General features: G+C 35.0%; 14 protein-coding genes. All 14 read left to right on the top strand.

Annotation, left to right across the window (positions count from 1 at the left end):
* Position 1: 1 nt before the first annotated feature.
* The 14 genes from ACNOGP_RS14810 (at position 2) to ACNOGP_RS14745 (ending at position 12216) form a co-directional block, all read left to right on the top strand.
* Positions 2-403, top strand: coding sequence for a hypothetical protein (locus ACNOGP_RS14810; protein ID WP_121765009.1), 402 nt, complete (start codon positions 2-4; stop codon positions 401-403).
* Positions 396-1076, top strand: a complete 681-nt coding sequence (locus ACNOGP_RS14805) for a hypothetical protein (RefSeq protein WP_121765008.1) — start codon at positions 396-398, stop codon at positions 1074-1076. Before ACNOGP_RS14810 ends, ACNOGP_RS14805 begins: the two co-directional genes overlap by 8 nt.
* The gene (locus tag ACNOGP_RS14800) at positions 1063-2001 is read left to right on the top strand and encodes a hypothetical protein (protein WP_121765007.1); all 939 of its coding nucleotides are present in this window, start codon (positions 1063-1065) and stop codon (positions 1999-2001) included. Before ACNOGP_RS14805 ends, ACNOGP_RS14800 begins: the two co-directional genes overlap by 14 nt.
* Positions 1998-2885, top strand: coding sequence for a hypothetical protein (locus ACNOGP_RS14795; protein WP_121765006.1), 888 nt, complete (start codon positions 1998-2000; stop codon positions 2883-2885). Before ACNOGP_RS14800 ends, ACNOGP_RS14795 begins: the two co-directional genes overlap by 4 nt.
* Positions 2882-3418, top strand: coding sequence for a hypothetical protein (locus ACNOGP_RS14790; protein WP_121765005.1), 537 nt, complete (start codon positions 2882-2884; stop codon positions 3416-3418). The genes ACNOGP_RS14795 and ACNOGP_RS14790 overlap by 4 nt, the downstream gene beginning before the upstream one ends.
* Positions 3419-4918, top strand: a complete 1500-nt coding sequence (locus ACNOGP_RS14785; protein WP_121765004.1) for a hypothetical protein — start codon at positions 3419-3421, stop codon at positions 4916-4918. It abuts the gene before it with no gap.
* A 3-nt stretch (positions 4919-4921) separates the two neighbouring features.
* Positions 4922-5128: a hypothetical protein gene (locus ACNOGP_RS14780; protein WP_121765003.1), complete on the top strand. Its 207-nt coding sequence runs from the start codon at positions 4922-4924 to the stop codon at positions 5126-5128.
* Between the two features lie 371 nt (positions 5129-5499).
* Positions 5500-5856, top strand: coding sequence for a GIY-YIG nuclease family protein (locus ACNOGP_RS14775; RefSeq protein WP_008647857.1), 357 nt, complete (start codon positions 5500-5502; stop codon positions 5854-5856).
* A 10-nt stretch (positions 5857-5866) separates the two neighbouring features.
* Entirely contained in the window at positions 5867-6430 is a 564-nt protein-coding gene (locus ACNOGP_RS14770; protein WP_121765001.1) for an FAD-dependent thymidylate synthase, read from the top strand.
* Between the two features lie 2 nt (positions 6431-6432).
* Positions 6433-8640 carry an anaerobic ribonucleoside-triphosphate reductase gene (nrdD, locus tag ACNOGP_RS14765; RefSeq protein ID WP_121765000.1) on the top strand — a complete coding sequence of 736 codons (2208 nt, stop codon included), beginning with the start codon at positions 6433-6435 and terminating at the stop codon, positions 8638-8640.
* Positions 8637-9119, top strand: a complete 483-nt coding sequence (locus tag ACNOGP_RS14760) for a 4Fe-4S cluster-binding domain-containing protein (protein ID WP_121764999.1) — start codon at positions 8637-8639, stop codon at positions 9117-9119. Before nrdD ends, ACNOGP_RS14760 begins: the two co-directional genes overlap by 4 nt.
* 120 nt (positions 9120-9239) lie before the next feature.
* Complete coding sequence (locus ACNOGP_RS14755; RefSeq protein ID WP_121764998.1) at positions 9240-9716, top strand: hypothetical protein; 477 nt, start codon at positions 9240-9242, stop codon at positions 9714-9716.
* A gap of 10 nt (positions 9717-9726) precedes the next feature.
* The gene (locus ACNOGP_RS14750; protein ID WP_121764997.1) at positions 9727-11097 is read left to right on the top strand and encodes a hypothetical protein; all 1371 of its coding nucleotides are present in this window, start codon (positions 9727-9729) and stop codon (positions 11095-11097) included.
* Positions 11098-11169: 72 nt separating this feature from the next.
* Positions 11170-12216 (top strand): metallophosphoesterase family protein, encoded by a 1047-nt coding sequence (locus tag ACNOGP_RS14745; RefSeq protein ID WP_121764996.1) that lies wholly within the window; start codon positions 11170-11172, stop codon positions 12214-12216.
* The last annotated feature ends 1 nt before the right edge of the window (position 12217 follow it).

Here is a 12217-nt window from a genome sequence, read left to right as displayed (position 1 = left end):
TATGGAGTTAGCTAAAATTTTGCCAGATGGTACAGTTGATTTGAGACATTGTACATCCAAAGAATGTGAAAAATATAAAGAACTGAAACAAAAGGGATTTCTTGAATTTATATCTGAAACACCTCCCCCAATATCCCCAGGACAAATTGTTACAAATTCTTTTGATATTATAAAAGAACAAATTGTTCAAAAATGGAATATCAAAGTAAACACCAAAAACATTTATAATCAGGTGGAAAATCTTAAACACAAGTTAGAAGATAGTGATTACCAAATAATAAAATGTTATGAAGCCTCTTTAGTTGGGGAAAAACTTCCGTATGATATAAAAGAATTACATGCCGTTCGCCAACAAATAAGAGATGAAATAAACATACTACAAAAAAAGATAAATAATGCGTAAAGATATTCAGATAAATACAAGAACTGGAGATATTGTGTTAAGAAATCGCAGTACCTCAAATATATATCCATTTAAATGGATTGAGGAAAACGATTTATTTCTTACAGCGCAGATTACTGTCCCTTCTAGTTTTGACATAAAACAATTATACACTATTGGGGTAAAGACAGAAATACCTTATACTCCTGTTTATAAACCAATCAAAATACGTATTGGTAGAGATTTTGGTGGTGATAATATACGTATAGTTATAAATCCAACAAATAATTCTGAATGGTTTGAGGTGCATACAAGGTTGTTTGGTGTACAAGATAAAATTTTGCACGCTTCACAATTAATTATGATTAGCCAAGATCATTATCTTATACAACTAAATGAAGGAATAGCATATTTGTGGTCTGATACTATATCTGATATGATAAACATAAATGCAAATATTCAAAACCGAAATTTATTGTTACAATGCGTTCCGTCCAATAATTATAGGTATCCGACTTCAGGTGTAGGTTTAATTAAATATCTTCACGCCAACCTTAGTCATTCAGGATTAGCAGAAAAACTGCAAACCGAATTCAAAGATGATAAAGTGGATATTATTAATGCCGCTTTTAATTCCTATTCAGGAGATCTAGAATTGGATTTAGATTTTTCAGAAGCAGATGCAAGTGTATAAAGTAAAAAGAAACCAGAACATATTTGATGTTGCAGTAAGCATACATGGCTCTATAGAGGGTATATTTGATTTATTAATCAATAATCCAAATTTATCTTTTCACTCCCAATTAGAAGAAGGTGAAGAAATATATTGGGATGAAGAATTTATTATATACGACAGCATTGTAAATACTTTACAATCAGAACATATTATACCGGCAAACGGGGAACGACATGTATATTATAAAAGTACAACAGCCTCTTTACGATGTATTGTGTACATATCTCCAGAAGAAGCATCTATTGCATTACAAATGGCCGGAGACGGAAATCTTATTGTTGATTGGGGAGATAATAGCGATATGGAAACTATAACGCTCTCCCCCACTCTACAGAAATATGTTCACTTTTTCGATAATTATACCGATGAAAGATCAATTAAGTTGTACGGCGATTTCAATTTAAAAACCTGGGATTTGTCTTCTATTAATGGCTTAATGATGCCCACTATGCCACTGGTGGTAGACGAGATAATTTCGGAGAAGAACAATCTCTCTCTACAAGGACTATTTTTATGTAAAGGCACATATTGGGTAAAACTAGCCAACATGAGTTTATCCAGTCTTGCCCCCATTCAAGATATGAGTTTATCTAATTTAGAGTTAAGAAATATTAATTATATAGAAGACACAGTTATCAATGACTACTTAATCTATATTGCAAAGCATAATAATCAACGGAGGAATTGTAAAGTTATATTAGATATACAACCCTCCGGAACATATAAGGAGCCGCTTAAAGATAGTAATGGCAATTATGTTATTACAACTGGTATGGAAGCGATATACGTGATTACCCATGAAACTGCATGGAATGAAGCGGGTTCGTGGAGTTTTGATATAAATGGAACGATTTATCAATATGAAAATTCAGATATAGCATGAGCCGTACATTAACAGAAATATACAATGAAGCCGTGGAGACCAGAAATAAATACCTGGAACTTACAGAGCTAACAAATGACTCAAAGATGTCAATAATCAATGCTTTCACATGGGTAACAGCTGCTGCAATTTACTCATTTGAAACATTGTTAGACGTTTTTACCACAGATATTGCTAAAACATTTACCCAACGAATTAATGGAACTTCAGCATATTACGCAAATGCCATGTTGAAATGGCAATATGGAGATGATCTAATTATCAATGATGAAGGCACAGCATTTCATTATGCAACCGAAGATACAACAAAAAGATTGATTACACATGTATCTTATCAAGAGTATTATAATGAAGAATTCAAAGATAATATTTTGATATTAAAAGTTGCTTCTGGAGAAGGCCGTTCTTTGTCCCAATTGTCTGATGAGGAACTAATTGCAGCACGCGCATATCTTAATCAGATTAAATTTGCAGGTGTTAAGTGTAATGTAGTTAGTCGCAGAGGCGATGTGCTTGTTCCCAGACTCACCGTGTATTATGATGGAGCCATTACGAAAGAGGAACTTTATGATAATATTGATACAGCACTTATTGATTTTATTGTAAATATGAAATTTGATTCTCTTGTCTACTCACAAAAAATTATAGATGCCATTCAAAAAGTAGAGCATGTTACAGATGTCCATATTGATCAAGAAGCCAGTGTAGAACAAGGAATATTCATCGCTCAATACAACGACAATAATGAACTCGGACCATTAACAAAAATTGAGCGGAAGTGCTATTTAGCTAGCGGTTATGCAAAACAAAGTACACAGCAAGATGCGGAAAGTGAACTTCCGACTTTTCGTGAAGCAATTGTTATAAAACTAGAAACAGAATGAGAAGTTATCGTATTAATACTGACCGTATAGTAAATCAGTTAGTTCCTCATTATCTTGGAGGACGAAAATTGATATTATTTCTTCAGGCCATTTTACAACCATTAAACTCTTTGAATATAAAATGGAAAGAATGGGCTGACGAAAAACGAATAGAAGCAGCAATGACTTCCCAAGTTATTATGATGGAATATTTTTTAAATCATAAATTTAGGAAGTATTTTTTAAACACCTCTGAACATATTGTCATTTCAGATGGTGCTATAAATGGAGTACCGATATATTGGGAAGATGCTAATAAAAATATATGCGAACTTCCTTTGTATAACGAAGGCGAAGACGAAGTTGCCGAACACCCAACCACTCCATTACGCTGGAAAGATGAAAAAATGCCAACAAGTGATGTAAGCTTTGTTGTAAGTTGTCCCGCTATTAATACCAAGGCAATCTCACAAGAAGAGCTTACAGCTATGATTACTTATTATGTAGATCGTTATCGTATTGCAGGAAAAAAATTCAAAGTTACATACGTTTAAATGAAAGAGTTTACTTCACAAACAGGTGGACGTTACACCTATATTGATGATATTATGAATTTACAAAATCTTGCATTAGCTTTTACAAGCATATTTGATGAGTGTGATAACTTTATTATCAGCGGATGTCAAGTGTCAGGTACAAGTATTAGTGCAGGGTATGTCTATATCAATGGTAAAATACGTTATTGTGCAGGAATATCCGGAGTCTCTAAATGGCCTATGTATTTGTATGAGAACAACTCGGTTGAACGTGTGTCTTATGCCGATTCCGGAGATAAAATTGGAAGGAATATATACGGATGCGCTGTATCATCCAGTGTACCAATAGCCAATGATGTACTAACTGAAGCACCACCCCAATTTATCAGTATTACATCAGACGGCACAGCACTTCGACTTAAAGAAGCGTTATTTGGAAAATATGCTTTAATGATAGATTCCCCTAATTCAGTTCAGACTGTACAGAAGGATGTTGTTATTGATGGAAAAGTGACGGTCAATAAAGGCATTACAGCCCAAAAGGGAATTAATTTAATATCAGGAACAACTAAAGCTAGTATCACCTATGATGCCTCTGGAGCATTAAGTATTCAGTCCCAATTAAATGGAAAGCCTGTTTACAAAGTAACTATAACGGAAGACGGGGCTATTCAATTTTATATTGGAGATACTTTATTGGCTTCGCTTGATTCCAACGGTATGACGCTAAAAGTCGCAATGTCTTTAAGTTCTATTAAGGCAGGAAATATTGTTGTATTTAGTAATCATATATATAATACAGGCGTTGCAGCTGATACCGGTAGTATAAATATCAATATGTTAGGATACAATGAAGGAGACTCCTATTATCGGGACACAAAAATTGGCGATGGAAAGAATGCTGTTATACTAGAAATCACAGGAAAATCTAAAGCCAGCATTTTTTATGGACCAGTAAAAATATCCCATGCGGACTCTTCTATCCTAAGTTTAAAGAATACTTCTCTTCCTAAAACAGATAGCCAATTAATAACCTGTTTAAATTGGGAAGATAAAAATTCAGAACAAATAGGTTATATGGGGTATTCCAATATCTCTAATAAAGATTTATATATCAAAAACAACATCGGAGACTTGGTTCTCAACAATGATGTATATGTAACTGGAAAACTATTTGTTGGTGGAGTTGATGTTATAGCTAGAACTATAGAATATCCCAAAGATAGTGGGTGGATTGCAATCAATGTTCAGAATTGTGGTATTACAACAAAACTGTATGTCCGTCAAGTTGGAAAAGTTGTATCCATTCAGGGAGAGTTACACACGCACCACAGTGGTACTATCTTTACATTACCAAACAGCATAGATCCCCCTAAATATAAAATAGGCTATTCGCACAATAAAGGACGTGGCCAATGGCATTGTATTATAAAAGGAGGGCAGCGTACTTGTGTAGTTGATTATTGCAACAACGGATGTTCAGAATATATCGGTTTTTTAATGACATATATTATTTAAATTATGAAAATTATTAATGTAAGTGTTGATATTGAGAGCCAACGTCTAAACTCTCAACAAACATTGGTTAACGGTAAATTACAACAAAATGAAGACGTTTCCACGCAAAAAGAAGAATCAAAAACATCGCAAAAGAGGTCCAGGAAGACCAAAGGGACACAGCTTGAAAAACTTCGACCAGACACGGATCGGGTTTCTAATGAAACATGAGGTTCCTATAGAATATAAACTATTAATGGAAGTATCTGACTTCCTAAAAATCCATGCACCACCTCCAGAACTGATTGAAGCAATAAGCTATGCCTCAGATGACATATTCTTCAAAAAGACTAAGTTTTGGAGATGTTTAATGGATTATAAAAAGTACGGTTTAAGACCTCCATATAGTATTCATACAAACGCGAATAAGGAATTATATTATATACATCTAAGATTTAAAAAGTATCTAATTTGATTATTTTTATAAGTCAATTTAGATACTTTTTTATATCTACAATCTTGTAAATAAGAAAATAATTAGTAATTTCGCATCACAATTGATACACACGATCTCTTATATTGACTTTTAACACAGTAAATTCATGCACAAGGTATCGCGCTTTTTCAAGCCTTTACCGTGTCCTACCCCAGCTCCTAAAAAACTGTATCTATTAAAATGCGAAGCAACTGGATTATATAAAATTGGAGCAACAAGCGAGGATGTAAAAAATCGTATTAGTAAGCTGTATTATAATAGCCACACTGATCAACGAACAATTAAAATTATAAAAGTTTGGGAGAAGTGTGGCTATTGCGAGTATTATATACTCAATAGTTTTGCCAAGTTAAAGGTTTCTCATCCTTTCTACAAAAATGGACATACAGAATGGTTTAAATTCACAAGTGATGAATCCAGTCTAATACGGACTGTAGAATCTATTATTTCAAGTTTAACATAGAGGAAGATATATGATTAAAGTAACTAGACTAAATGCGGTTACTTCTTGGAACCGTGCTTTAAATGCAGCACGTAGAACCGTAGGAAAGTCAGCATTAAAGAAAGAACCTTCAGACTCATGGAAAGCAAAGATGCTATTGGCAGAACACTCTCCTATTCGTTTAATAGAATATGAATGGACATGGGAACAAATACCTCAATGGGTAACAGTGCATTTTGTTCGTCACCATATAGGCTGTGAAAAGTTTGTTCATACTCAACGTCCAGACCGTACCGGTTCACAAATTCCCAGAGGAGAGCATTTACAAGGAGAACTAAATGAAATGGATATGACTGCAAATGCACAAGAAATAATGGCCATTTCACGAGTACGTTTATGTAATTGTGCTTCAAAAGAGACTAAAGAAACATGGACAGCAATGTTGCAAGAACTAAAAAAGATAGATCCAGTCCTTGTTAGTAAATGCGTACCGACATGTGTTTATCGCGGTTTTTGTCCAGAATTAAAATGTTGTGGATATGCCAATACTCATCAATTTCAAGAAGCTGTTGAAAAATATAGAAAGACTGAATAATTATGAAAGTGCAAAAAAGAACAGGTCAAATTGTAGATTTTGACCTAGAAAAAATAGAAAACGCAATAAAAAAAGCCTTTAATAGCAAACAAGTTGAATACGACCCAGCAATTGTAGAATCGGTTGATAAATTAATTAGCCTTACCTACACTAATGTTCCTGTATCTGTAGAAACCATCCAAGATTATGTAGAACGCGCATTAATGCAATTTGGTTATTATGATATAGCCAAGACATTTATTCTATATCGTGAACAACGTAAAAGTACGCGTTTTGTCAAAGAACGCATTGATTATATGAATCAATATAGTCAATCAACAGACAATGCAGCTTCTTCATCAGAAACTGATGGAAATGCTAATGTAACTATGAAAAATGTAGCTAACTTGGAAGGTGAAGTATATAAAACCACTAATCGAATCATCCAACGTCAACGTATGAAAGATGAGTTGAACATTCTCTTTCCAGAAGTAGCAAAGCAATACGAAACAGATCTTGATAATCATATTATTTATACACATGATGAAGCATCTACGCCAGTGTTAAAGCAGTATTGTATGGCAGTTAGTTTGTATCCATTACTAACAGAAGGCGTAGGCAATATTGACGGCGTTACCCCTTCAGAGCCTAACGATTTGCAGTCGTTTAGTGGGCAAATAACCAACTTGATATTCTTACTTTCTTCTCAATGTAAAGGAGCAGTAGCCGTAGGTGAATATTTCATTGCATTAAATTATTATGTAGTTAAAGAGTTTGGGGATAAATGGTATGAAAAACTGGACTGCGAGGCTTCCTCACCGCATTGTTTAATTAAAAGAACAGTACGTGATAATATCCTGAAAGCATTTAAACAGTTTGTGTGGGGTGTTAACCAACCGGCAGGAAATCGTAGCTATCAAAGCCCATTTACAAATATTTCTTATTATGACCATACATATTTCACATCACTCTTTGGAGAATTTTGTTATCCGGATGGAAGTAAGCCTGAATGGATAGCTATTGATACATTGCAACGTATGTTTATGAAATGGTTTAATCAAATACGTTTAAAGCAGGTATTAACCTTTCCAGTAGAAACTTTTGCGATGGTTCACAATGGCGATGATATAATCGACCAAAATTACAAACAATTTTGCGCCGAAATGTATGCGGAAGGACACTCGTTCTTTACTTATATTTCCGACAGTGCAGACAGCCTTGCGTCATGCTGTAGGCTTAGGAATGAATTGGCAGAAAATACTTTTAGCCCCACGTCTGGCCTGACCGGTGTTATGACAGGTAGTTGTAATGTGATTACTTTGAATATCAATAGAATCGTTCAAGATTGGGCATTGACCCACACATTAAATGGAGCACCTTTAACAAAGGGTAAGCAACTTGAAAATATAGGTAATCCCTTACGTGTAACAACGATTGAAAATGACTTAAAGAACTATTTGGTTGGGATTTTGAAAAGAGTCTATAAGTATCATATTGCTTTCAAGACAATGCTATATGACCTTGAAGACAAGGGTATGTTTGCCGCTTCAAATGGCGGTTATATTCATATCAGCAAATTATACAGCACCATAGGCATCAATGGGTTGAACGAAGCCGCTAGATTCTTGGGAATGAAGGTTAGTAATAACCCAGAATATATTGAATTCCTTCAACTCATTTTGGGCACTATTAAAGAACAAAATAAACTACATTCTATCCATGACAGGAAGCGACCTTTCTTGTTTAATTCAGAAGTTGTACCGGCAGAAGGACTGGGAGGAAAGAATTATAAATGGGACAAAGAAGACGGATATGTTGTTCCAGAAGATGAGAACTTATATAATTCATATTTCTATAATGCCCATGATAACACTTCTGTACTTGACAAATTTGTATTACATGGACATCAAACTTATCAGTACACCGATGGAGGGTCAGCTGCCCACATTAATTTGGAAGATCACTTATCAAAAGAGCAGTATCTGAAATTAATTGATTTTGCCATAGCCAATGGAACCAATTACTTTACCTTTAATATACCAAACAGTAAATGTGAAGATTGTGGCAAAATCATAAAAAGACCCATTGATACTTGCCCTTGTTGTGGTAGCCATAATATTACTCAATATACACGAGTTATCGGATATTTACGCCCAACTAAAGCATTTGGAAGTGATCGACAACAAGAGGCTAGAAACCGTATATATAGTGATGGTAAATCCCAGGTATGAAATATGTAGATACAAAAATAGTGTTTCAAGAATTGCCTAATGAAATTACTTTGGCAATAAATATAAGTGGTTGCCCATGCGCCTGCATCGGGTGCCACTCTTCTTATCTGTCACAGGATATAGGAGAATCATTAACAAAAGAAGTACTTCAACGATTGATATACAAAAATAAAGGAATAACGGCTATATCATTTATGGGCGGTGACGCAAACCCTGCATATATAAATAAATTAGCTGAATATCTTTATTATAACCACCCTAATTTAAAAATTGGCTGGTATTCTGGACGAGATAAATTACCTGAAGAGATCAAACTTGATTTCTTTCATTATATTAAATTAGGTCCATATATATCCAGCAAGGGACCTCTGAATAATCCGAATACTAACCAAAGATTATATCAAGTTGTTAAAAAGGAGAATGATATTAACCTATTGGATATTACATCCCATTTTACAAATAATCAATATAACAATTAAATAAACATTATAACACTGTAATACAATAAGATATGTTTTTGTTTAAAAAATATTTCTAGTTTTATTTTGATAGTTAAATTGATACAATTATCTTTGCAGTGTTCTTTGAAAAATGACAGTATGTTGCATGGTCAAGCACGTCTTATTGTGCAAGACAATAAGGCAGCAAAACAAGAGATCGAATTGGCTATTGGAAATTTGAAAGATGGTGATTACATCATTCTTATTATGGACGATACCAAAAACAAATCTCTGCCACAATTGAAGTATCTATTTGGCGTAGTACTGAAGACAATTTCAGAACAATTGCCTACACACCCGCCAGTAGATGCCCTATACAGATATTTTGAGGAAATTTATGCTCCGATTCATGTCTGTGATCTTCCCGGAGGTGAAAAGTATGAATACTTTAACCTCAAAAATGAAAAAGCAAGTGAGATGAATGAAGTAATTGAGAGAATCATTCATCATGTAAACACTGAATGGGGTATTAAGGTTGTGTTGAAAGATAAAACCAAAATGCCAGAAGCAAAAGAACTTTGGGCTGGAGCTTATACCGAACAGTGGAATCTTCCCCTCTCTAAATTAAACAAATAATTTTCATTTTATGGAAGAGATGATTAGAAATCCGTATGCCCTCTTTGCGGAAAATCAAGAAACTTATGAAGAGGCGGTAAAAAAAAGTACCGATGAGAGCCAATCATTTCAACGTACCAAACATTTCCGTATGGATTCCGCAGGAACTTATACTGTGCGTATCCTTCCTTTGGCACCAGTCGAGCAGCCAGATGGCTCTTACAAATTAGAACGTAAGGGGTACGAATATCCTGTCAAGACTCAGGTGTTAAAACTGGACAACCCACGCCCAACAGGAAAAAAAGACAAACAGTTCTTTGTTAACATTTGTCATTCCAGCTATGCAGGGTTATCTGTAGACCTAATTGACACTTATCTTCAAGTTGCTGAAAATAAGTATGGCAATGATGAAAAACTGATGAAAAAGATTAAAGGTTCAGGCTTTGACGGTGGTTTAAAATGGAACTCTCAACGTGCCATGTATATTTTAGATTTGGACAACCGTGAAGAAGGTATTCATTTACTTATCCTGTCTTATTCACAATACAAAGACTTGGAGGATCGCAAACTGGCTATATGGAAGAAACTTCTGGAAAAAAATCCTAAATGTCTGTGCCCTATCTCTTCTTTGGAAGATGCTTTCCCGGTAGAAATTACTCGTAAAGAAGAAAACAAGAAAACTACTTACACATTCAACATTGATACAATTTCCGGTGCCGAACCTCTATCTGAAGAGGAAGTTAATTCGTTGTTGGAAACACTGCGCATTCCGGCTGCTATTTATCGTTACTCACGTTTCCACATGGAGGCTACCATTGAGTTCTTGAAGCAATACGATGCTAAAATGGAAATGGATGTGATGAGTAGCAAAGAGATCACAGAAGCTATTGAAAAGATTAAAATGGAGCTTCATCCTGATGATAAATCCCATTTCTCTTTTGACAAAAAAGAACGTAACAGCGGCGATAATGAGGAACCATCAGACAACGAACTGGATTCATTGTGGAACCGCTGGGAAAAACTAAATGAACGCGGTATTGGTGATAAGAGCGAAGAAGGGCAAGACTTACGTGATGCAATTCGCGAATATATTGATACCAATGAGTTAAATGTCCGCGTGACCCGTGGAAAAACAAATGAAGATTTGTTGAATGATATTGAAGACGCATTGGAAGTTGCTAAAGACGGTGACAACAACGAAGATGACAATACGCCAAGCGACACTAAACCGGAAGAGGAGCCTTCAGCACCGGAACCGGAAGAGGAGCCAGATCCAGAACCAGCCCCCGCTCCCACTCACAGTGTTCGTAGACGTGGTGAACATAATGATGACACCAATGAACCGGCTGTAAACCCAGTCCGTGAACGTAGAGCTGCACGTCCTGAACGTAGAAGAAGATAATTCATTTTTACATTAGCATTATAGGGGCATATCTAACGAATATTAATATGTCCCTATTTAAATTGAATCACAATGAGCAAGAAAATACCAAGTGCCTTATTGTTGAATGATATACATGTATCAAAAGACAATATCCCAGAATTTCAAAAAAACTGGGATGAGGCTTTATATATATGCGATCAATACGGAATTGAAGATATGATAATTGGTGGAGATTTGTGGTTATCACGTTCTTCTCAAACACTTAGCACACTCATGGCTGTCCGCCAAGCTATCATAAAAGCTACTAAAGCTGGAATAACCATTACCGTTGCCGAAGGAAATCATTGTAAGGTTGATCAGGAATCAGTTTTAGGGTATAGTCATTTGTTTAGTGAATACCCCCACGTATATGTTGTTGATGACTATTCGATTATTAATATTAGCAACGATGTAGAGCTGTATATAATGAGCTATTTCCCTGAAAACGGAAGTTTCGTTGAACGGCTGAAAAAAATGGTAAAGGCAGAATTGAATCCGTCTGTACATAATATCCTATATATTCACGAAGGAATAAATGGAGCACTTAGCACGCCTAATGAAAAAGAACTACCCACGAACATTTTCAGTAACTTTGATACAGTTCTTGTTGGACATTATCACAATCGTTGTATTATTAAAGGTACCAACATTGAATACATAGGTTCTTCCAGGCAACATAACTTCGGTGAAGATGAAGAAAAAGGTTATACCATTATATATGATGACGGTAGCTATGAATTCATTAAGAACCAGGTTAATATTCGCTACAAAGTTTTGGACATAAAAGCTAGTCAAATCAATTCAAAGCTAATTGATAAACTGGATGACATGAAAGCGGATGGAAGATACAAGATTAAAACAAGAATCAGTTGTACAAGCCAAGAAGCTTCAAGTATTGATAAACAAAAACTTCTGGAAGCAGGGGCTTCAAAAGTGGAAATTGTTACTGAAGATGTGGAAATCACAGAAACAACAGCCCACTCTTTAGATAAAAAATTCGACAAATCCGGTATTAAGCAAGAATATACCAGTTTTTGTGCTAACAAAGGAATCATAAATATAGAAATGGGGTTGCAATACCTTGATAAAATCAGTTAGT

This window comes from Bacteroides difficilis, assembly GCF_048319815.1.
Classification (GTDB): Bacteria; Bacteroidota; Bacteroidia; order Bacteroidales; family Bacteroidaceae; genus Bacteroides; species Bacteroides zhangwenhongii.
The sequence above is the reverse complement of the archived record's forward strand: the minus strand, read 5'-3'. Positions and strand labels throughout refer to the sequence as shown.

Bases quoted from the DNA above. Each gene is read 5' to 3' on its own strand.
- ACNOGP_RS14745 (WP_121764996.1), top strand. From the start codon at position 11,170: ATGAGCAAGAAAATACCAAGTGCCTTATTGTTGAATGATATACATGTA.
- ACNOGP_RS14760 (WP_121764999.1), top strand. From the start codon at position 8,637: ATGAAATATGTAGATACAAAAATAGTGTTTCAAGAATTGCCTAATGAA.
- ACNOGP_RS14780 (WP_121765003.1), top strand. From the start codon at position 4,922: ATGAAAATTATTAATGTAAGTGTTGATATTGAGAGCCAACGTCTAAAC.
- nrdD (WP_121765000.1), top strand. From the start codon at position 6,433: ATGAAAGTGCAAAAAAGAACAGGTCAAATTGTAGATTTTGACCTAGAA.
- ACNOGP_RS14810 (WP_121765009.1), top strand. From the start codon at position 2: ATGGAGTTAGCTAAAATTTTGCCAGATGGTACAGTTGATTTGAGACAT.
- ACNOGP_RS14775 (WP_008647857.1), top strand. From the start codon at position 5,500: ATGCACAAGGTATCGCGCTTTTTCAAGCCTTTACCGTGTCCTACCCCA.
- ACNOGP_RS14750 (WP_121764997.1), top strand. From the start codon at position 9,727: ATGGAAGAGATGATTAGAAATCCGTATGCCCTCTTTGCGGAAAATCAA.
- ACNOGP_RS14755 (WP_121764998.1), top strand. From the start codon at position 9,240: ATGTTGCATGGTCAAGCACGTCTTATTGTGCAAGACAATAAGGCAGCA.
- ACNOGP_RS14785 (WP_121765004.1), top strand. From the start codon at position 3,419: ATGAAAGAGTTTACTTCACAAACAGGTGGACGTTACACCTATATTGAT.
- ACNOGP_RS14790 (WP_121765005.1), top strand. From the start codon at position 2,882: ATGAGAAGTTATCGTATTAATACTGACCGTATAGTAAATCAGTTAGTT.
- ACNOGP_RS14795 (WP_121765006.1), top strand. From the start codon at position 1,998: ATGAGCCGTACATTAACAGAAATATACAATGAAGCCGTGGAGACCAGA.
- ACNOGP_RS14770 (WP_121765001.1), top strand. From the start codon at position 5,867: ATGATTAAAGTAACTAGACTAAATGCGGTTACTTCTTGGAACCGTGCT.
- ACNOGP_RS14805 (WP_121765008.1), top strand. From the start codon at position 396: ATGCGTAAAGATATTCAGATAAATACAAGAACTGGAGATATTGTGTTA.
- ACNOGP_RS14800 (WP_121765007.1), top strand. From the start codon at position 1,063: ATGCAAGTGTATAAAGTAAAAAGAAACCAGAACATATTTGATGTTGCA.